The 20,733-nt window shown below is 53.6% G+C and carries 21 protein-coding genes; 8 read left to right on the top strand and 13 right to left on the bottom strand.

Annotated elements, in window-relative coordinates:
- Window positions 1-20: 20 nt before the first annotated feature.
- Genes IB196_RS21685 through yihU form a run of 6 tightly spaced genes read right to left on the bottom strand, consistent with a single transcriptional unit; the run spans window position 21 to window position 7,433 of the window.
- A complete protein-coding gene (locus tag IB196_RS21685; protein ID WP_040233093.1) occupies window positions 21-1,403 on the bottom strand; it encodes an MFS transporter in 1,383 nt (460 codons plus the stop codon).
- 45 nt (window positions 1,404-1,448) lie between these two features.
- On the bottom strand, window positions 1,449-3,485 hold the full coding sequence (locus tag IB196_RS21680) for an alpha-glucosidase (protein ID WP_188232342.1): 2,037 nt from the start codon (window positions 3,483-3,485) through the stop codon (window positions 1,449-1,451).
- A gap of 48 nt (window positions 3,486-3,533) precedes the next feature.
- Window positions 3,534-4,376 carry an aldose-1-epimerase gene (locus IB196_RS21675; protein ID WP_188232343.1) on the bottom strand — a complete coding sequence of 281 codons (843 nt, stop codon included), beginning with the start codon at window positions 4,374-4,376 and terminating at the stop codon, window positions 3,534-3,536.
- A gap of 18 nt (window positions 4,377-4,394) precedes the next feature.
- Complete coding sequence (yihS, locus tag IB196_RS21670) at window positions 4,395-5,636, bottom strand: sulfoquinovose isomerase (RefSeq protein ID WP_005121832.1); 1,242 nt, start codon at window positions 5,634-5,636, stop codon at window positions 4,395-4,397.
- Window positions 5,637-5,650: 14 nt separating this feature from the next.
- Window positions 5,651-6,526 carry a sulfofructosephosphate aldolase gene (gene yihT, locus IB196_RS21665; RefSeq protein ID WP_149692160.1) on the bottom strand — a complete coding sequence of 292 codons (876 nt, stop codon included), beginning with the start codon at window positions 6,524-6,526 and terminating at the stop codon, window positions 5,651-5,653.
- 10 nt (window positions 6,527-6,536) lie between these two features.
- Window positions 6,537-7,433 (bottom strand): sulfolactaldehyde 3-reductase, encoded by an 897-nt coding sequence (yihU, locus tag IB196_RS21660; RefSeq protein WP_005121829.1) that lies wholly within the window; start codon window positions 7,431-7,433, stop codon window positions 6,537-6,539.
- Between the two features lie 166 nt (window positions 7,434-7,599).
- On the opposite strand from yihU, the gene IB196_RS21655 reads away from it, so the two are divergent.
- The 6 genes from IB196_RS21655 to fabY all read left to right on the top strand — a co-directional run bounded on the left by IB196_RS21655 (window position 7,600) and on the right by fabY (window position 12,324).
- The gene (locus IB196_RS21655) at window positions 7,600-8,496 is read left to right on the top strand and encodes a sugar kinase (RefSeq protein ID WP_188232344.1); all 897 of its coding nucleotides are present in this window, start codon (window positions 7,600-7,602) and stop codon (window positions 8,494-8,496) included.
- Between the two features lie 33 nt (window positions 8,497-8,529).
- On the top strand, window positions 8,530-9,333 hold the full coding sequence (locus IB196_RS21650; RefSeq protein ID WP_188232345.1) for a DeoR/GlpR family DNA-binding transcription regulator: 804 nt from the start codon (window positions 8,530-8,532) through the stop codon (window positions 9,331-9,333).
- A 105-nt stretch (window positions 9,334-9,438) separates the two neighbouring features.
- A complete protein-coding gene (gene yihX, locus IB196_RS21645; protein ID WP_188232346.1) occupies window positions 9,439-10,038 on the top strand; it encodes a glucose-1-phosphatase in 600 nt (199 codons plus the stop codon).
- Window positions 10,032-10,904, top strand: coding sequence for a virulence factor BrkB family protein (locus IB196_RS21640; RefSeq protein WP_188232347.1), 873 nt, complete (start codon window positions 10,032-10,034; stop codon window positions 10,902-10,904). Before yihX ends, IB196_RS21640 begins: the two co-directional genes overlap by 7 nt.
- Window positions 10,901-11,338, top strand: coding sequence for a D-aminoacyl-tRNA deacylase (dtd, locus tag IB196_RS21635; protein ID WP_003028671.1), 438 nt, complete (start codon window positions 10,901-10,903; stop codon window positions 11,336-11,338). The genes IB196_RS21640 and dtd overlap by 4 nt, the downstream gene beginning before the upstream one ends.
- A 44-nt stretch (window positions 11,339-11,382) precedes the next feature.
- On the top strand, window positions 11,383-12,324 hold the full coding sequence (gene fabY / locus IB196_RS21630) for a fatty acid biosynthesis protein FabY (RefSeq protein ID WP_003825286.1): 942 nt from the start codon (window positions 11,383-11,385) through the stop codon (window positions 12,322-12,324).
- An 11-nt stretch (window positions 12,325-12,335) separates the two neighbouring features.
- Here the strand turns inward: fabY and IB196_RS21625 are convergent, their stop codons facing one another.
- The 3 genes from IB196_RS21625 to IB196_RS21615 all read right to left on the bottom strand — a co-directional run bounded on the left by IB196_RS21625 (window position 12,336) and on the right by IB196_RS21615 (window position 14,105).
- Complete coding sequence (locus IB196_RS21625; RefSeq protein WP_040233078.1) at window positions 12,336-12,782, bottom strand: helix-turn-helix domain-containing protein; 447 nt, start codon at window positions 12,780-12,782, stop codon at window positions 12,336-12,338.
- Window positions 12,779-13,090 carry a type II toxin-antitoxin system HigB family toxin gene (locus IB196_RS21620; RefSeq protein ID WP_155022027.1) on the bottom strand — a complete coding sequence of 104 codons (312 nt, stop codon included), beginning with the start codon at window positions 13,088-13,090 and terminating at the stop codon, window positions 12,779-12,781. The genes IB196_RS21625 and IB196_RS21620 overlap by 4 nt, the downstream gene beginning before the upstream one ends.
- Window positions 13,091-13,175: 85 nt before the next feature.
- On the bottom strand, window positions 13,176-14,105 hold the full coding sequence (locus IB196_RS21615) for an alpha/beta hydrolase (RefSeq protein WP_005121823.1): 930 nt from the start codon (window positions 14,103-14,105) through the stop codon (window positions 13,176-13,178).
- A 205-nt stretch (window positions 14,106-14,310) separates the two neighbouring features.
- Here IB196_RS21615 and IB196_RS21610 point away from each other — a divergent pair, with 205 nt between their 5' ends.
- Window positions 14,311-14,553: a CopG family transcriptional regulator gene (locus tag IB196_RS21610; protein WP_005121822.1), complete on the top strand. Its 243-nt coding sequence runs from the start codon at window positions 14,311-14,313 to the stop codon at window positions 14,551-14,553.
- The gene (locus tag IB196_RS21605; RefSeq protein ID WP_005121821.1) at window positions 14,553-14,927 is read left to right on the top strand and encodes a type II toxin-antitoxin system VapC family toxin; all 375 of its coding nucleotides are present in this window, start codon (window positions 14,553-14,555) and stop codon (window positions 14,925-14,927) included. The genes IB196_RS21610 and IB196_RS21605 overlap by 1 nt, the downstream gene beginning before the upstream one ends.
- 36 nt (window positions 14,928-14,963) lie before the next feature.
- Here the strand turns inward: IB196_RS21605 and fdhE are convergent, their stop codons facing one another.
- From fdhE to fdnG, 4 genes are all read right to left on the bottom strand, one after another.
- Window positions 14,964-15,893, bottom strand: a complete 930-nt coding sequence (fdhE, locus tag IB196_RS21600; RefSeq protein WP_155022025.1) for a formate dehydrogenase accessory protein FdhE — start codon at window positions 15,891-15,893, stop codon at window positions 14,964-14,966.
- Window positions 15,890-16,525, bottom strand: a complete 636-nt coding sequence (gene fdoI, locus IB196_RS21595; RefSeq protein ID WP_005121818.1) for a formate dehydrogenase cytochrome b556 subunit — start codon at window positions 16,523-16,525, stop codon at window positions 15,890-15,892. The genes fdhE and fdoI overlap by 4 nt, the downstream gene beginning before the upstream one ends.
- A complete protein-coding gene (gene fdoH / locus IB196_RS21590) occupies window positions 16,522-17,424 on the bottom strand; it encodes a formate dehydrogenase O subunit beta (protein WP_005121817.1) in 903 nt (300 codons plus the stop codon). Before fdoH ends, fdoI begins: the two co-directional genes overlap by 4 nt.
- A 125-nt stretch (window positions 17,425-17,549) precedes the next feature.
- On the bottom strand, window positions 17,550-20,609 hold the full coding sequence (gene fdnG, locus IB196_RS21585) for a formate dehydrogenase-N subunit alpha (protein WP_188232348.1): 3,060 nt from the start codon (window positions 20,607-20,609) through the stop codon (window positions 17,550-17,552).
- Window positions 20,610-20,733 lie beyond the last annotated feature (124 nt).

Raw genomic sequence — 20,733 nt, 5'->3', positions numbered from 1 at the left:
AGCGCTATTCATTATTATTATCAAACGGTTTGTTTACGCGCTTCTATCTCTTCAACGATGCGGACATACATCTTCTCGTTAAGGTTGTAGAAACAGCCCATAGCTACAATGGTGATCACCGCCAACGCGCAGGGATAAATAAAGATCAGCTGACGCAATCCTTCGACCGTACTGGCAGATTGCACCACGTTGGGGACATAGCCGATTTGCGTCAGCATCCAGCCAGGGAAGAATCCCGCCAGCGCTTGTGACACTTTACGGAAGAATGTAAATCCGGTGTACACCGTCCCTTCCGAACGCACGCCGGTACGCCATTCGCCATATTCCACCGTGTCGGAGACCAGCGCCCAGTTCAGGCTGTTGACGAATGCTGAGCCGAAGAACGCCAGACAGGAGAAGGCGACAAAGCTGACTGAGCCGCCACCAAAGAAGTAGTTCAGCAGATCACCCGCGACCCAGATCAGCAAACCGCCGATGTAGACCTTTTTCTTGCCGAAACGTCTGACCATTCCCGGCATTAAGAACACGCCGATGAAGATACAGCCCATGCTGAAAAAGCCCATCCACGAAAGGAGGATCGGGTCGTTCAGTACGTACTGGGTGTAATAGACCTGAATCGCCAACTTGACGTTAAACGCGCCAAGCGTGCAAAGGTTGGCCACGCACAGAATAAACAGTGGACGGTTACCCGCGATGGCGCGGAATGATTGTAATAATCCCGGTTTTTGCGTGGCATCAACGGGTTTCACTTCCACATAGCGTTCTTTTACCCCGGCATAGCACAGCCACATAAACAGCAGGCCGAACAGAGAGAACAAGGTGGCGGCGAAGATATAGCCCAACTGTGAGTTGCCTTCGATCAGGTTCATCACTGGCACAAAACCGACGGTGCACAGCAGCAGGCCAAGAGTGGCTCCGCCCTGTCGCCAGGCCGCCAGAGAGGCGCGTTCGTCCGGGTTTTTGGTGATCGCGGGGACCATCGCACCGTAAGAGCAGTTCATCATGCTGAAAAACAGTCCGTACAGCATAAACAGTATCGTCGCCATCACCGTTTTGCCGGTGACTTCAAATGGTGTACCGACAAAATTCGCAATCGCCAGCAGGGTTACCGGAAATGCGGCATACAGAACGAACGGGCGGAATTTACCTTTCGGACCGATTTTGCGTCGCGAGTCGAGCATAATCCCGGTGCCCATATCGGTAAACGCGGTAAAAAACTTGGCAATAAGGAAAATGATACCGCCGTAAGTTCCCGGTAAACCAAGGACATCGGTATAAAACTTGAGTAAATAGAGCGTGCCAATGTCCAGCAGGATATTGGAACCCAAATCACCCATCCCATAGGCGAGTTTTTCTTTGAACGGCAAGCGTAGGGTTGCCGGATTAGAGGAATTCTGACTCATTATTATTCTCCATGTGCCCGTGAGTTTCCCCACGGGCGAGCCGTATTAGATGTTGCGTAACGTGGCAAACAGTGACGCCCACTCACTCTTCGCGCGATAAAACACCGGAGGCTTGCCAATTGGCGCATCCACGGTGATGTCACCGCCCTGGTAAGTTTCCCCGGTCCAGATATTTACCCAGCTATCCTCCGGCAGATACAGGGTCCAGTCAGGCTTGCCTTGTTCGTGAACCGGCGCAACCAGCAGATCCTGTCCCAGCAGGTACTGATATTTCAGGGTGTAGGTGTGTGCATCGTCTTCGTAATGCAGGAACAGCGGGCGCATCACCGGCAGACCGGTAGCGCTGTTTTGCGCGACGGCCTGTTTCAGATACGGTTTCAGGGTGGTAAAGACGGTGGTCATGCGGGCAAAGTGGGCGATGGTTTCAGCATCACCATCAAACTGCCAGTTATCGCCAGGGCGGTTACCTTCGTGGGTGCGCATCATCGGCGTGAAGGCGCTGAAGTCGCACCAGCGCAGCAGCAGTTCTTTGCTGCGTTTCATGTCAAACAGGGTGGTGTAGCCGCCGATATCGCTGTGGTGCAGACCGTGGCCGGTCATCGCCAGAGACAGCGCCGCAGGAACGACGGAAGCCAGACCGTCGTCAAGGCTCCAGTCCACGTTCTGATCGCCTGCCCACATCATGGTGGAGTACTTCTGGCTACCGGTGTAACCCGCACGCATAAAGAACAGGATCTCGCTGAGTTTGCCGGTCTCCTGTAGCGCTTCGTAGTTACATTTCGCCCACAGTGCGGGCCAGGCGTTGTGCATGATCTCGGCGCTGACGCCGTTGTGCAGATACGTATCTGTCGGCAGGTATTCGCCAAAATCTGCCATCCAGCCGCCGCAGCCCAGTTCGATCATATTTTTCTTGATGACCTCTTTGAACCAGTCGTAGGCTTCCGGGTTGGTCAGATCGACCACACCGCCGTAAAACTCGCCAAACTCTACGAGGTAATCGCCGCCGGATGCATCTTTCGCCAGATAACCGTGTTTGGCCGCTTCGGCACAGAGATCTTTATCGCTGGCGATGTACGGGTTGATGTAGGAGAGGAACTGCACGCCCTCTTCTTTCCACTGCTTAATACGGCTATCCAACTGCGGATAATTGTCGCTGTTCCACTTCCAGTTCCACATCACGCGCTTGCCAAAGGAGGTCATGCGGATCCCGGACCAGTCCTGCGCCCAGATGCCATTTACCTTCACGCCAGCGTTACGCATGGTGTCCAGTTTGCTCTGGCAAACCTCAGTACCGCCCTGAATACCGAGCGTGACGCCATCGTAGATCCAGTCCGGCAGCTCCGGCTGACGACCCAGCAGCGCAGTCAGTTTTTCCAGCAAGGAGATGTAGGTATCAGCGCACTCAAAGCGCAGGGTGGTTTTGTCCTCCCACAGCGCCAGTTCGTGATACTCCGGCGCGCTGAAGTCGAAATTCATATAGCAACTGTTATCAACGTGGCAGTAGTACTTCTGCGTGCTGACGAAGGTCGGCTGTGGGAAGAAGGTCCAGTAGTAGTCGCCGCCGGCGTTCTCTTTACAGTCGGCTTGCCAGGTGACATAGCTGTTTTTGTTTCGGCCCACGCCCTGTTCGCTGGTCCACAGCGGGAACGGCTTCCCGCGTAAGTCGAAGTAAGAGAACTGTTCGCCGCAGCCGTAGATATGATCGTCCGCCCTTGCGGCCAGACGCAGCCAGATGCGGTTATGGCTGAGATCGCCGTTGTGCAGATCCAGCTTCAGACGACCCTGTTCATCGGTGGAAATATGCAGCGTGGCGTTGATGGTATCACCGCGGCTGAAATACACCCGCCAGCCGTCAGGCGACTCGCTGACCGTGGCGTCGGTCAGGGCAATTTTCTCATTGAGCTTGTCTTTAATACTGAAGTTGCCGCGAAACATATCGATATCGGCAACGCCCGCGCCGATCCACAGGCAGGGAGTTTCTGTACTGTGGCGTAAAATCAGGCGCTGGTGGTACGTTAGAGCAAATCCATCAGGTAATGATGTGAGTTCTAAGGCGGTTGACCGTTGTTGTAGCGAATTCATTATCGTCTCCGTAAAAATAGGGTAATTCGGTAATTTGTCGGAAATCTGTTATTCACTGCCGATTAAAAAATGCATCTGATGTTGTTCTCCGGGCGCGAGATGAATCAGGCTAATTCCGGAGTTAAAGGCGTCGGGCGGGCAGGTCATCGGTTCTACCGCCAGGCCGCGCCTTGCCAATTTTTCGCCGGTATACACTTGCAACCAGGGCTGGTGGCTGCGTAAAAAAGTGGACATGTTTTGCGATGGGCTGGTTATCCTGACTTCCCACTCAGCGCCAGGTGGCAAAGTCCTGAACGTATGATCGATAGCGATCTGCGCAATGCGTTGCGGCGTGGTGAAATATCGTTCATCGCATGCTCCTTCACTCGCCGGGAGCGTCAATTCACAGTCATCAATGGGTTGCAGATTGCAGGTCAAATAGGGATGTGCTCCCGCGCCATACGGCGCGATTTCGTCACCCACATTCTGTGTGCAAATAAAAACGTGCAGTCCACGGGTTGCCTCCAGTCGGTAAATCACCTCTGAAACCAGCGCGAAGGGATAACCATAAGAAGGCGGCAGAAAAATCGTCAGCGACACTTCCGATGCCGACTGCTGGTTAATCTGCCAGTCCCGCCAGGCCAGTAACCCATGAATAGCGGTATGTGAAACTGAGTCGTTAACGGCAAGCTGGTAATCCTTGCCGTTATAGTGATAGCTGCCATCTACAACGCGGTTTGGCCAGGGGATTAACACTTTCCCCAAATGTGCCAGCGGCATTTCTTCCGGTTTGTGGGGAATAACGATATGACGCCCACGGTGCGTCAATTCTGCTAGCCCAGCGCCAACCGTGACGATTTTCGCCTGGTAGTGTCCGGCCTGAAGATGAAGGGTTTTTCCACCGCTATGCATGGCAGCCCACCTTGTTACTTATTTAGCGTTGATATCCAGCAGACCGGCGGCAACAGCCGGAGCAAGACCCGGAGCCAGCGGCAGACGCGGGATCACCAGGCAGTGCAGCAGGTGATAAATGTCCTGCTTGCCGTCCCAGACTTTGGTGGTCACCTTGTTATCGGTGTCCAGCTCCTGCCACCATGAACCGGTCTCGTAATCCATCAGGTAAGTGATGCAGTAATCCCACCATTTCTGGTACCAGGCTTCGTACTGGCTGTCGCCTGTGAGGGTGTACAGGGCGTAGGCGGTGCCCATCGCTTCGACTATCGGCCAACGCACTCTTTCGCGAACGATCGGTGTGCCGTCCCAATCCACCGAATAGACAAAACCGTCTGCGCCGTCCGGTGCCCAGGCATCGCGGATAGTGGCGTGGAAAAGCCCTTTTGCATCTTCCAGCAGCCAGGCGGGTGGTGTTTCGAAGCGAGCTTCCAGCGCGGCATGCAGATGCAGCATCAGGCGGCCCCACTCGATCCAGTGACCCGGCGTGCCACCGTAGGCGCGAAAACGGTGAGCTGGGTTGTCCTTGTTGTAATCGCGGATTGGATTCCACTGTGAATCGAAGTGTTCATTGACGCGGTACTCCCCGCTACGGGCCACGTCGTGAATAATCACCGAAGCGATACGCAGTGCGCGATCGAGCCATTTACGGTCATGAGTCACGTCATACACGATCAGGAAAGCCTCGACCGCGTGCATGTTAGCGTTGCCGCCGCGATAATCTTCCGTCTGGCTGAAGGCTTCGTCCCAGGACTCCAGGCACATTTGCTCGTCTTCGCTCCAGAAGTACTTCTCAATCACCTCGATGGCGTCATCCAGCAATTTTCTGGCCTGTGGATGACCGGTAGTGACCGCGCTTGCCGCGCCAAGTAAGACGAAGAAATGTTGATAACCCTGCTTGGAGGCATCCATCACGCCTTCGTCATTGACGCAGGCGTACCAACCGCCGTAGCGTGTGTCACGTAGGGCACCGTTCAGCGCCTTAATGCCGTGGTCGACGAGTTGATATGCACCTGGGCGCCCCATGGAGGCGGCAACGGAATAGACGTGCAGCATGCGGGCGGTGATCCACAGATGTGTTCCCATATCCGTTCTGACCTGACCACTGTTTCCCAGCCAGCCAAATCCAGTAGGGACAGCCGCATTTTTACCAAAGTTAAAGATGCGGTCGGTTTCCTGTTCCAGCCAGCGGTTGTGGCTTAGGGTGTTAAACCATTTCATGCTTTGATCCTCTATTAGCGGCGGGTCATCATTTCGTCGACGATATCGCCCAGACGCTGCAACTTCGGTGCGGAAACATCACGCAGCATCAGTTCGGTATCCGGCAGACCCACAACGGATGACCAGACCGCACGTCCGGCCAGGAAGCCGGATGCGCCTGCGGTCATTGCTACGCTGACCGCGCGTGGGAACAGTTTTTCATCCACACCAGAGGAAAGAATGACCCACGGCATGTTGATGTTTTCATTCAGGCGCTGAGAGGCGCTAAGCAATTCCTGTTGGGTTCCTTTGCCGTACAGCGGCATTTCGACCTTGTAGAGATCGGCACCGCTGTCGCCCAGCTCTTTCGCGGCATCGATGATGGCCTGTTCACGGCAGAACTTATCGCCACGACGCGGTGGGCGAACCACCGGCTCGATGATGCTCAGCAGCCCATTGGAATGGCATAACTCATTGAATTCTTTCACCATGTCCAGACGCTGTTGGGCATCTTCATCGCTACGCCACAGCACCAGCAATTTGAGAGCCTTGGCACCATCTTGCTTCACCGCCTGCGGGTTGATTTTTTTATCAATCACTACGCTATCGACAGGAATACCGTTACCCGGAATAAACTCATCAGCGGCCACAATCATGGCGCAGTTTTTGGCGACCGCGTTTTGCTCTACAACCTGGCGGTAGCAGAACTGCTGATCCACCAGAATGGCGGAGGCATAAGGGGACAAGATCTTCGCCGCATTGACTTTGAAATCAGTCAGTACGCTGTCACTAACCGGAGATTTTGCGCCTGCTGCGGCAAACATTAAGCGCATAGCTTCGCGCTGATCGACTGCCAGCATGGCAAAACCGCCGGAAGCTCGGGTGATATCTTTCAGGGTGTACTTCGTCATTGTTCAGTCCTTACTTATCTGTGTGTTTATTTAGCCCGGCGGATGCGCGAACCTGTTCAAGAATGGCCGTCCAGTCTTCCCGGCCACGGCCAGCGGCGCGTGCCTGGTTATAGACTTCGCGGGAGGCGGCACCGAGCGGCATCGGTACGTGTAATTGGTTGGCAACGTCCAGAGCGATACCAAGATCCTTATGCGCTAAATCGATCATAAAGGCCGGGGAAAGATCGCCTTTCAGCACCTTGTTCGGCCATGAGGTAGTGAAGTGGCCTTTCCCGGCGGGAGTGCCGCTCATGACTTGCAAGGCCACATCGAAGGAGAGGCCGAGCGCTTCGCACAACACGGCGGCTTCAGCAGACAAGGTGTTTAACGCGATGCTCATGTAGTTGTTGATGAGCTTGACGCGAATGCCCATACCGGGGCCGCCTGCGTTGATCAATTCATTACCCATCGCCATCAGAACCGGTGTGGCGCGTTCTACCTGCTGTGCCGTTCCACCTGCCAGCAGCAACAGCGTTCCTGCGATAGCGTGATCGGAGGTACGTCCAACCGGGCAATCCATCATGTCGAAGCCTTTGGCACGCATATCGGCGATCAATTTGTCGGTTTGCAGTGGGTGAATAGTCGACATATCAATCACTAATGCCTGCGGGGAGAGGTTTTCGCAGATACCCTGCTCACCGAACAGTACGCTGCGCACCAGATCGCCGTTTGGCAGCATTGTGATGACAAATTCTGCCCCTTTTACTGCCTGAGCCGGGCTGCTGGCAGGTTGGGCTCCTTTTTCCACCAGGCGCTGAACGGCATCCGGGTTAACGTCAAAGACGCTGAGTTGATGACCCTGCTTCAGCAAGTTGCTCGCCATGGGTGAACCCATCTGACCTAATCCGATAAATGCTATAACTGCCATAACGTTCTCCTGAGACGTGGATGTCATTTTTTGTCATTTAAGGTCGTTTGTTTTTGTCTGTTTTTGATCGTATTTGTAATTTATGGTCAAAAAATTGACAGCCGTCACTTTTTAAACATTTTGTGAAATTAAAATGATCCCATCTTGAAATGCCTAAGGAATGACCATGATTCGTATTGCTTGTGTAGGTATTGCCGTGATGGATCGCATCTATTACGTGGAAGGTTTACCGACTGAAGGAGGTAAGTATGTGGCGAAGCGGTATACGGAAGTGGGCGGCGGGCCTGCTGCAACGGCCGCAGTGGCTGCAGCGAAGCTGGGCGCGCAAGTGGACTTTATTGGCCGTGTGGGCGATGACGACACCGGAAACAGCCTGCTGGCGGAGCTGGAATCCCTGGGGGTAAACACCCGCTACACCCGGCGCTACACGGGGGCAAAGTCTTCGCAATCGGCGATTATGGTGGATGCGCAAGGGGAGCGTATTATCGTTAACTACCCCAGCCCGGACTTACTGCATGACGCTGACTGGCTCAACGAGATCGATTTTTCCCAGTGGGATGTGGTTCTGGCGGATGTTCGCTGGCACGAAGGCGCCAGGCAGGCGTTCACGCTGGCGCGTCGGGCGGGAGTGATGACGGTACTGGATGGTGACGTCACGCCACAAGATATCAGTGAACTGGTGGCGTTAAGCGATCATGCTGCGTTCTCTGAACCGGGTCTGGCGCGTTTAACCGGGATAAATGATTCTGAAGCTGGACTTAAACAAGCAAAAACGCTCACAAATGGTCATGTTTATGTGACGCGTGGCAGTGAGGGCTGCGACTGGATAAAAAATAATGCGTTGCAGCATCAATCTGGATTTAAAGTCGACGTTGTGGATACTACGGGGGCCGGAGACGTTTTCCACGGTGCGCTCGCATTCAGCCTGGCGGGTGGTGATGCCCCGGAAGACGCGGTCAGGTTCGCCAGCGGGGTTGCTGCGCTAAAATGCACGCGTCCGGGAGGAAGGGCCGGAATCCCTGACTGTGATCAAACCCGATCTTTTCTGTCACTTTTTGTATAAAATGCCAGGGCAATGGTTTTTCGAGGAAATTTCATGAGCCTTACCGAACTGACCGGTAACCCGCGGCACGATCAGCTGTTGATGCTGATCAGCGAGCGCGGTTATATGAATATCGACGAGCTGGCCAGCCTGCTGGGCGTGTCCACGCAGACCGTGCGTCGTGATATTCGTAAACTCAGCGAGCAGGGATTAATTACGCGTCATCATGGTGGGGCGGGCAGGGCCTCCAGCGTGGTGAATACGGCGTTTGAGCAGCGTGAAGTCTCGTGGACGGAAGAGAAGAAAGCCATCGCGGAGGCGGTGGCTGACTACATCCCTGACGGTTCGACGGTGTTCATTACCATAGGCACCACCGTTGAGCAGGTTGCCCGCGCGCTGTTAAACCATAATCATTTGCGCATTATTACCAACAGCCTACGCGTGGCGCACATTCTGTATAACAACCCACGTTTTGAAGTTATGGTACCAGGTGGAACGTTACGCCCGCATAACAGCGGCATCATTGGCCCTTCTGCCTCGGCATTTGTGGCTGATTTTCGTGCCGACTACCTGGTTACCAGCGTTGGCGCGATCGAAAGTGATGGCGCGCTGCTGGAGTTTGATGTCAATGAAGCCAGCGTAGTGAAAACGATGATGTCCCATTCAAGACACATTCTGCTGGCAGCGGATCATACGAAATATACGGCTTCTGCCGCGGTAGAAATTGGTAACGTGTCTCAGGTGACTGCGCTGTTTACTGATGAATATCCAGGTCCGGCATTGCACAATTTACTCCAGTCACAGCAGGTTGAAATTGTACAGGTGAGTCCTTCACAGGATGATGCTCTGGCCGTGTAATTCTTCCCAATGATGGCCCGATAAGTTCGCAGCCATCACTCTCGCATAGTCAAACTTCTCCTTTCCCGCTACAGTTATTCATCCACGGCGAATAAGGAGAAGGGCATGCTCTATATCTTTGATTTGGGTAATGTGATTGTCGATATCGACTTCAACCGCGTGTTGGGCACATGGAGCGATCTGAGCCGTGTACCGTTGGCTTCGCTAAAGCAAAATTTCACTATGGGGGAGGCTTTTCACCAGCACGAGCGAGGCGAAATAACCGATGAAGCCTTTGCCGAGGCGCTATGTCATGAGATGGCGCTGCCGCTAAGTTACGAGCAGTTCTCTCACGGCTGGCAGGCCGTGTTTGTCGCCTTGCGCCCTGAGGTCACCGACATCATGCAGAAGCTGCGTGAGCAGGGGCATAGGGTGGTCGTCTTATCGAATACCAACCGCCTGCACACCACGTTTTGGCCGGACGAATACCCCGAGATCCGTCAGGCTGCTGACCATATTTACCTTTCCCAGGAACTGGGCATGCGTAAACCGGAAGCGCGAATTTACCAGCACGTCCTGCAGTCTGAAGGTTTTTCTGCGCACGATGCGGTCTTTTTTGACGATAACGCCGATAATATTGAAGGGGCTAACCGGTTAGGGATCACCAGTATCCAGGTCGTCGATAAAACGACCATTCCTGACTATTTCGCGACGTTGTTATGCTAAAAAATGTTCAGCAACAGGCCAGGCATCATACGCGTCCTGTACGAGACTGGCTGAAGCTACTATGGCAGCGGATTGATGAGGACAATATGACGACGCTGGCAGGGAATCTTGCCTACGTTTCATTGCTCTCATTAGTGCCGCTTATTGCCGTCGTATTTGCGCTTTTCGCCGCATTTCCGATGTTTTCCGACGTCAGTGTCCAGTTACGTCATTTTATTTTCGCAAACTTTATCCCGGCGACGGGGGACGTCATCCAGCGTTATATCGAACAGTTTGTCGCCAACTCGAACAAAATGACGGCCGTCGGGGCATGTGGGTTGATTGTCACAGCATTATTGCTGATGTATTCCATTGATAACGCTATGAATACTATCTGGCGCAGCAAGCGCACTCGTCCCAAAGTGTACTCTTTCGCCGTCTACTGGATGATTTTAACGCTGGGGCCGCTGCTGGCGGGAGCCAGTCTGGCAATCAGTTCTTATCTGTTGTCATTGCGCTGGGCCAGCGATCTCAACACGGTGATTGATAACATCCTGCGTATTTTCCCGCTGGTGCTTTCCTGGCTCTCGTTCTGGCTCCTCTACAGCATTGTACCGACTACGCGCGTCCCTAATCGTGATGCGGTGATTGGCGCCTTTGTGGCCGCTGTGTTGTTCGAAGCCGGAAAGAAAGGATTTGCGCTCTACATCACCATGTTCCCGTCGTATCAGCTCATTTACGGTGTCCTGGCGGTGATCCCCATTTTATTTGTCTGGGTATACTGGACGTGGTGTATCGTCTTGCTAGGCGCGGAAATAACTGTCACTCTCGGGGAATACCGCAAACTTAAACAAGCCGCAAAACAAGAAGAAGCAGAGCAACCATGATTGCATTAATTCAGCGCGTAACCCGTGCCAGCGTCACCGTGGAGGGCGAGGTGACGGGTGAAATTGGCCCAGGACTTTTGGTCTTGTTAGGTGTCGAAAGGGATGATGACGAACAGAAAGCGAACCGCCTGTGCGAGCGCGTACTCGGTTATCGAATCTTTAGCGATGCCGAAGGCAAAATGAACCTCAACGTGCAGCAGTCAGGCGGCAGCGTGCTGGTGGTTTCACAGTTTACGCTGGCGGCAGATACCGAACGCGGCATGCGTCCGGGGTTTTCGAAAGGCGCAGCGCCCGAGCGAGCAGAAGCGCTGTATGAATACTTTGTTGAGCGTTGCCGCCAACAGGAAATGAATACGCAAACCGGTCGATTCGCTGCGGATATGCAGGTTTCACTGGTTAATGATGGCCCCGTGACGTTTTGGTTACAAGTATGAACCAGCTACCGGTATGGCCGCGGACAACAAGAGAGAATACGACGATGTATCACCTTCGAGTACCGCAAACAGAAGAAGAATTGGAGCGCTACTACCAGTTTCGCTGGGAGATGCTGCGTAAGCCATTGCATCAGCCAAAAGGCTCCGAACGAGATGCATGGGACGCGATGGCGCATCACCAGATGGTGGTGGACGAAGAGGGGAATCTGGTTGCGGTAGGGCGTCTGTATATCAATGCGGATAACGAAGCTTCCATACGCTTTATGGCAGTAGACCCTTCCGTGCAAGAGAAAGGGTTGGGCACGCTGATGGCGATGACTCTGGAGTCTGTGGCGCGTCAGGAAGGGGTCAAACGCGTAACCTGTAGCGCCCGTGAAGATGCGGTCGAATTTTTCGCCAAGCTCGGGTTTGTGAGCCAGGGAGAAATCACCACGCCGCAAACCACGCCGGTGCGCCACTTTTTGATGATTAAGCCCATTGCGACGCTGGACGATATTCTCCATCGCGGGGACTGGTGCGGACAGCTACAACAAGCCTGGTACGAACATATTCCATTGAGTGAGAAAATGGGCGTGCGCATTCAGCAGTACACCGGGCAGAAATTTATTACCACGATGCCCGAGACGGGCAATCAGAATCCGCACCATACCCTGTTTGCCGGTAGCCTGTTTTCACTGGCGACGCTAACGGGCTGGGGACTTATCTGGCTGATGCTGCGCGAGCGTCATCTGGGAGGAACGATCATTCTCGCCGACGCGCATATCCGCTACAGCAGGCCGATCACCGGGAAACCAACTGCTATTGCCGATCTGGGTTCGCTGAGCGGCGACCTCGACCGTCTGGCAAGAGGCCGCAAGGCGCGTGTGCAGATGCAGGTCGGGGTGTTTGGCGATGACACACCGGGCGTCGTGTTTGAAGGTACTTACATTGTGCTACCCGCAAAACCGTTTGGCGCATATGAAGAGGGCGGTAACGAGGAAGAGTAGGGGGATACCCTCTACTCGATAAATGCATCTGCCGGAAGTTTAAAGCGTTCTGCAAGTGCTTTAATATGGCTTACAGTCAGTGCTCTACGGCCATTTAGGATGTTGCTGACGTTCGATTTAGAACCAAGTTCGTTGGCGAGGTCGGTGGCTTTTAATCCGTACTGATCCATGAGCGTACGCAATACGGAAACGCCAGAGGGGATTTGTTTCAGGTGTTGATTGAGCGCTCTGAATTCTGGTGCATGTTTTTCGTATTCACTGATTCGGGCACTAAGTAATTCAAATAGTGGGTTTTCAAGATCGTCGTGGTCAACCAGAAACTCTACTAGCGCTAGTGCCCTTCGATACTCCGTTTCATTGCGTTCTTCCCCCAAAAGAGGGATCGTTTTTACAGCACAACTGAAGGTGTCAACGATCTTTTTTGCGCTGGCTGCGTCCATATGACGATGAGATCTCATTCTTTATGGCCCCGATAATATTCTGTCAGTTTGTCATATTCGGCGTGGAGAACGATATGCTTCACAAATACCTTATGTAACCTGAAATCTATGTAGGCAATGAGTCTCAGGTTGTTACCAGAAACATCAATTACCCACCATTTATTCCTGTACTTAAAATTATCAAGAGAAGGAATATACTGTTTCATCTCTTCAGGGTGATGGAATGTTTTTTTCTCCAAAACATGCAGCAACTCAGAGAGAGCAAGCCCATGGTTTGGATACATGAGCATACCCTCATTGAATGGTTTTCGGCTGATGACATGCACGATGTAGTTCCATTACATAGTTTTCAACCTGAAAACAATCTAACGCAATGCCATCATATTTTCAAGTTGAAAACAACATTGAATATTAAGAAATTATCTCCGCTGATGGGCTTTTAACACGCCAGGCCACGTCGCGCATTGCGTTTCGCGCTGTCTGGCTTACGCCTCCTAACTGAAAAAATCCGTGGATAACGCCGGGATAGCGCTGACAGGTGCAGTCCACACCTTGCTTCTGGAGCTGGTGAAACAGGGCCTCTCCTTCATCGCACAGTGGGTCAAATTCAGCGGTAATGATGTGCGTGGGCGGCAAGCCGTTGAAGTCTTCACGCCAGAGTGGGCTGACTTCTGGATGCAATGGATCGGTGTTCGGCATATACATCTCGTAGCCCGAAAGCAGTGTATCGCGAGTGATAATGTAATCCCGTCCATTATGGTCATAGCTCGCAAAGCTGGCAGTTGCGTCCAGCATCGGGTAGATCAGCATAAGCTGTGCAGGTTGCCATTGCCTGGCCGCTTTCAGGCGTAGTGCCGTGACCAGCGCCAGGTGCCCGCCCGCGCTGTCGCCAGCAAGGGTTATGCGCTCGCGATCGACTCCCAGTTTCTGGGCATATTTCCAGATGATATTGGCCCCGGTTTCAGCGTCGTTATGTGCTGCCGGGAAAGTATGCTCTGGCGCAAGGCGGTACTGTACTGCAATGACCCGACAGCCGCTGAACCAGGCGAGCTGCCTTAGTTGGTTATCATGCGTAGCAAACCCACCGCTGACAAAACATCCGCCATGATAATAAATGACGCAGGGCAGCGTTCCCGCAGAGTTAAGAGGCGAAACAACGCGAAACGTCATGGTATCGAGTTCAATATCTTCAACCTGTACGCGGGTTTCAGTTTCTCCGGCCAGCGCCGTACTGGCAATATAGCCAGCTCTCCGGTCATCAATATTCTGTTCGCGGGAAGAAGGGCGTCCCGCCGCGATAAATGCCTCAACTAACTGCGCAATCCCGCTTTCCAGTGCCATTTTTAAATACTCTTATCTGTATGGATATACAGGTTTATAACCTGGATACTCACAAATGAAAATGGGAAAAATAGGGATGGGTATGATTCTGGAAAGCGGCTCGCAAAAGTAAAAATCGTTCACGTGAAAGCTATTTTCCCGCTTTTCCCAGGTGTATGTTGTGTGGAAATTAATCGCTGATGATATACTGGAGGTATATGTGAGTATGATGGCTGGGATGGATATGGGCAGAATTTTACTCGATTTATCAGACGAAGTGATTAAACGTCTTGATGACCTCAAGGTGCAGCGTAACCTGCCGCGAGCTGAACTCTTGCGGGAGGCCGTTGAGCAGTATCTGGAAAGGCAGGAACAGGCTGAAACGACTATTTCCAGCGCTCTCGGACTCTGGAAAGGTTGTGAAGAAGATGGCGTTGAGTACCAACGCAAACTTCGTGAGGAATGGTAATGGTCAAAGGATCCGCGCTTTTTGATACCAACATCCTCATCGACCTGTTTAGTGGACGGAGTGAAGCAAAGCAAGCGATAGAAACATGGCCGCCGCAGAATGCGATCAGCCTTATCACCTGGATGGAAGTGATGGTTGGGGCAAAGAAATACCATCAGGAATCCTGCACACGCGTTGCGTTGAGCGCTTTTAACGTGATCGGTGTTTCACAGGATATTGCTGAACGAAGCGTGAGTATCAGGCAGGAATATGGGATGAAATTGCCGGATGCCATTATTCTGGCAACAGCACAGATTCATCGTCTTACGCTGGTTACGCGAAATACTAAGGATTTTGCAGGCCTATCCGGTGTGGTCACACCGTATACATTATAACCCGGGCGACCTACGCCGCCCGGTAGTGTGAAGACCTTACTCCCCTTCACCCGGGAACAGGAACGGGTTGATGGAACTGCGGGCAAAGCCCTCCTGCTCCATGTGCGCGTCCAGCATCAGTGAAGCGAGATCGTCGGCCACGGCTTCGACTTTCGGGTCTTTTTCCTGATAGAGAATCTTCAGGTAAGTCCCACAGTCGCCGCAGCTTTCAGCTTTGATCGCCGACTGTTCGTTATCCAGTGACCAGTAGTTCAAGTCACGGCTCTGCTCACAGTTGCTGCACTTCACGCGCACCACGTGCCACTCGGTTTCGCACAGGTTGCAGTGCAGATAACGCAGACCCTGAGTGGTACCGATTTGCACCATGCTGGAGACCGGCATTGAACCACACACCGGGCAGTACTGACGCTGTTCACCGTATTCCGCACGGGCTTTGCCGGGGATCAGGCTTGCCATTTGTGCCCAGTAGAGCGACAGAGCGGCCCAGATGAACGGTGCTTTATCGCTGCTGACGGAGGCAAAGTCAGAGGCAAACAGCGCGCTGGCCATCAGCTCCAGCTCTTGCTCTGAGGCTTTTTCCAGATTCTCGATCACCGCTAACGCGGGGCCGCTCATCTCCGGTTTCAGCTCAGCAATTAACGATTGCAGCAGTTTTTGCCAGTGCTTATCGCGCGGCAGGACGTGGATATCCAGCGGCGGTTTGCCCTGATCGTTTGCTTCTTTGATGCGCGCGGTCAGATCCATCTGCAGCGGATGGTCGTACAGCACCACTTCCTGCGCGTGGGCGATCAGCGCGGCAAAGCGCAGGTAATCGCCCAGCGGGTTGTTTTCGGCCAGCTCGCGCAGACGTTCAGCGCGGCGGTTATACAAATTTTTGAGTCTGGGGAATAATAACGGCGGAATCATATCCGCCGTGCGTTTCTCGCTCTTCTCCAGCTCATCTTGCGGGATTATGCGAATACTCATTCAGTTTTCTTTTCCGTTGTCTTTCGGACTTCACGGTACCAGCGCGGGTGATGTTTCTTCGCCCATGAACTGGTAACCCATCCTTCCACCATCGCGGTAATGGTGCCTTTCACCCAAAGGGCGGCGTAAATGTGCACCATGATAACCACAATTAACGCTACTGCGGCAAATGAATGCAGCATTAACGCGAATCGGATCACCGGGATTGAGAAAGCAGGCGCAAAATATGGACGCCAGATGACCACTCCGCTCACCAGCAACAGGACCAGGAAGATAATCGCCGCCCAGAATACGCATTTCTGGCCGAAGTTATAACGTCCCGTGTCACCTACTTCCTCGTTGACGACAATCTTACGAATATTCTTCGCCCAAAAGATATCATCCCGATTGATTAGATTGTGGTGCCAGTAACGGAAAAACATGATGATAAACGAGGCAAACATGACAACGCCGACAAACGGGTGCACAATTCGCGCCAGTTGCGGCGTGCCCATGATGTGCATCAGCCAGTTAAAAGACGGGAAGAGAAAGCCCATCCCGCTCACTGCCGCCAGAATGAAGCAGAAGGCGGTTACCCAGTGGTTGATGCGTTCCGGCGCCGTGTAGCGCACGATGGTGTCACGTCGTTTCATTTGCGCACCTCGTCTTTTTCTTCATGCAGGTTGTCTTCTTCCTCTTCCGCGCGGTTCGGGCCTACACCGACGTAGTGGAAGATACTGGCCGCAAATGTCGCTGCAAAGCCGACGGCTGCGAGAGGTTTCCAGATGCCTTTCCAGAATTTCACGGTGGCGCTGATTTCCGGGTTCTCCGGCAGGCCGTGATACAGATTCGGCTTGTCAGCATGGTGCAATACGTACATGACGTGCGTACCGCCAACGCCTGCCGGATCGTACAGACCCGCGTTTTCGTAACCACGCGTTTTCAGCTCCACCACACGCTCGCCTGCCAGCGTTTTCATCGACTCTTTGGTGCCGAAATGAATGGCGCCTGTTGGGCAGGTCTTCACGCAGGCCGGTTCTTGCCCGACCACAACACGGTCAACGCACAGCGTACATTTGTAGACGCGGTTGTCTTCCGGGTTGAGGCGCGGCACATCGAACGGACAGCCTGCGATACAGTAGCCACAGCCGATACACTGCTCGGACTGGAAGTCGACGATACCGTTGGCATACTGAATGATTGCGCCTTCAGCCGGACACGCCTTCAGACAGCCCGGATCGGCACAGTGCATACAGCCATCCTTGCGGATAAGCCACTCCAGTTTGTCGTTCTGTTCCACTTCTGAGAAGCGCATTACCGTCCAGGATTTAGCGGTCAAATCAGCCGGGTTGTCGTACACCCCAACGTTGTTGCCCACTTCATCACGGATGTCGTTCCATTCCGAACAGGCCACCTGACACGCTTTACAGCCAATACAGGTGGTGACGTCGATAAGCTTCGCCACCTCTTCCTGGTGATCCCGCGCCTGAGGCGCGGGGGTGAAACTGTTGGTCGCAGAACGGCGGATAATATCTTGAGTTTGATAAGCCATAATTCGTCTCCGTTTACCCTTCATCTTTCAGTTTGCAGGTTCGTTGGTTTCCTTCGGCATTCCAGTCACGTAGTTTTCTACGCTCCCGGAATGCCTGGCGTCACCGCCTGCCTGCAATCTGAAATCTATTGGGTATCCACCTTTTCCACGTTCACGAGGAAGGACTTAAATTCCGGCGTCTGCGTGTTCGCATCACCGACGAATGGCGTTAACGTGTTAGCGATAAAGCCTTTTTTCGCCACACCTTCGTAGCCCCAGTGAATCGGAATACCGATGGTGTCGATATCCTGACCGTTGGCCTTCAGCGTGCGAATACGTTTAGTCACCACTGCTTTGGCTTTAATGTAGCCGCGGTTAGAGGAGACTTTGACGGTATCGCCATGAGAGATACCGAGCTTATTCGCCAGCTTCTCGCCAATTTCCACAAACTGTTCCGGCTGTGCGATGGCATTGAGCAGTGCATGTTTGGTCCAGTAGTGGAAGTGCTCGGTCAGACGATAGGTCGTACCGACGTACGGGAATTTATCCGCTTTACCCAGCGCTTGTGCGTCACCTTTGAAGATACGCGCGGCAGGGTTAGAGATAACGTTCGGGTGCAGCGGGTTAGTCCCCAGCGGTGTTTCAAACGGCTCGTAGTGTTCCGGGAACGGACCTTCCGCCATCTTATCGATAGCAAACAGACGTCCCATCCCTTCCGGCTGCATGATGAACGGCCCAACGTTACTGCCTGGTGCGGCGGCGCTGTAGTCCGGAATATCCATCCCGCTCCATTTCGCCCCATCCCATTTCAGGATCTGACGTTTTGGATCCCACGGATTCCCCTGCGGGTCAGCAGACGCGCGGTTATACAGAATGCGTCGGTTGAGCGGCCACGCCCATGCCCAGCCCAGCGTATTGCCAAGACCTGACGGGTCGGCGTTATCGCGACGTGCCATCTGGTTGCCTTCCGGCGTCCAGCTCCCGGCAAAAATCCAGCAGCCACTGGAAGTGGTGCCGTCGTCTCGCAGTTGGGCGAACGAGCTAAGCTGTTGGCCTTTCTTGACGATGACTGCACCTGTTGCCGGGTCGGTAATGTCGGCCAGCGCTTTACCGTTGCTCTCCATCGCCACTTCTTCCGAAGCCGGTTCGTGTGGTGTGGAGTAGTTCCAGGTCATGCTCAGCACCTGTTCCGGGTTCGCGCCACCCTGCTCGGCATACATCTTGCGCATGCGCAGGAAGATACCGGCGAGGATTTCACCATCGGTAACGGCAATCCCCGGGGCGTCCGCGCCTTTCCAGTGCCACTGCAACCAGCGACCGGAGTTGACGATAGAACCGTTCTCTTCGGCGAAGCAGGTGGACGGCAGACGGAATACTTCGGTCTGGATTTTCGACGGGTCAACATCGTTCGACTCACCGTGGTTCTGCCAGAAGGTAGACGTCTCGGTGTTGAGTGGGTCGATGGTGACCAGGAATTTCAGTTTGGACAGTGAAGCCACGACCTTGTTTTTATTCGGGAATGACGCGACCGGGTTAAAGCCCTGGCAGATATAGCCATTCACTTTGCCCTGGTTCATCATCTCGAAGTACTGCAGCACGTCGTACCCTTTGTCCCACTTCGGCAGCAAGTCGAAGCCCCAGCTGTTTTCCGCTGTCGCTTTATCGCCAAAGAAGGCTTTCATCATCGAAACGAAGAATTTCGGGTAGTTACCCCAGTAGTTCACCTGACCTTCCAGCAACGGTTTTGGCGTGTTGGCGGCAAGGTAGGTTTGCAGGTCAGTCTGTTTTTCGCTCGGCAGCGTCATATAGCCCGGCAGGCTTTGTGACAGCAGGCCTAAGTCGGTCAGCCCCTGAATGTTGGAGTGACCGCGCAGGGCGTTAACGCCGCCGCCAGCCATCCCCATGTTGCCAAGCAGCAACTGGATCATCGCCATGGTACGGATGTTCTGCGCACCCACGGAGTGCTGCGTCCAGCCGAGCGCATACAGGAACGACGCGGTTTTGTCTTTGACGCTGGTTTCTGCGATGTATTCGCACACTTTCAGGAAATCAGCCTTCGGCGTACCGCAGATGTTTTCTACGACATCCGGCGTGTAGCGGGAAACGTGCTGTTTCAGCAGGTTCCACACACAGCGCGGGTGTTGCAGGGTGACATCGCGTTTAGCGAAGCCTTTTTCATCCAGTTCGTAGTTCCAGCTGGTTTTGTCATACTTGCGTTTGTCCGCGTCGTAGCCAGTGAACAGGCCATCTTCGAAACCGTAATCCTCACGCACGATCAGGCTGGCGTTGGTATAGGCTTCAGTGTATTCGCGGTTGAATTTTTCGTTGTTCAGCAGGTACAGCAAGACGCCTGACAAGAAGGCAATGTCAGTACCGGAACGAATCGGCGCATAGAAATCAGCCACCGCTGCGGTTCGCGTAAAGCGCGGATCGATCACAATCAGCTTCGCACCGTTGTGAATTTTGGCTTCCATCGCCCAGCGGAACCCGACCGGGTGAGCTTCAGCGGCGTTACCGCCCATCACCACAATGAGGTTGGCGTTTTTAATGTCGACCCAGTGGTTGGTCATCGCACCGCGACCAAATGTTGGAGCAAGACTTGCTACCGTTGGTCCGTGTCAGACGCGTGCCTGGTTGTCGACCGCGAGCATACCCAGCGCGCGGGAGAATTTTTGCGTTAAATAGCCGGTTTCGTTACTGGACGCGGAAGCACACAGCATCCCGGTGGAAAGCCAGCGGTTAACGGTTACGCCTTCGGCGTTTTGTGCAACGTAGTTTGCGTCGCGGTCTTCTTTCATCAGCTTAGCGATGCGGTCAAATGCCTCATCCCAGCTAATCTGTTGCCACTTATCAGAGCCTGGTGCGCGGTATTCCGGGAATTTCAGACGGCTTTCTGAGTGGATGAAGTCCACTAGTCCTGCCCCTTTCGGGCACAGCGCGCCACGGTTCACCGGGTGATCCGGGTCCCCTTCGATATGGAAGATGGATGCTTTGGCGTTTTTTGCGCCGTCACCGAGACTGTACATTAACAGTCCACAGCCAACGGAACAGTAAGTGCAGGTATTACGGGTTTCGCGGGTACGCAGCAGTTTATATTGCCGTGTTTCCGCGAGCGCTACGCCGGGTGCAAAACCCAGCGCCGCTGCCGTGGTGCCTGCCATACCGCCAGCGCAGATCTTAAAGAACTGCCTTCTGCTGACCTGCATGGTTCGCTCCTTGTTTCGACATTGTCACGTTCCCTTCGCTTTTCCGTTACTCGAGCGCGAGGGAAGTGGTTGTTTTTTTCTTTGCGGACGGGACCGCAAAGGTCCAGAATTGGGTGAATTTCCC

Source organism: Citrobacter sp. C6_1 (genome assembly GCF_014596835.2).
Lineage (GTDB): Bacteria > Pseudomonadota > Gammaproteobacteria > Enterobacterales > Enterobacteriaceae > Citrobacter > Citrobacter pasteurii.
This window is presented reverse-complemented; position numbering and strand designations above follow the sequence as displayed.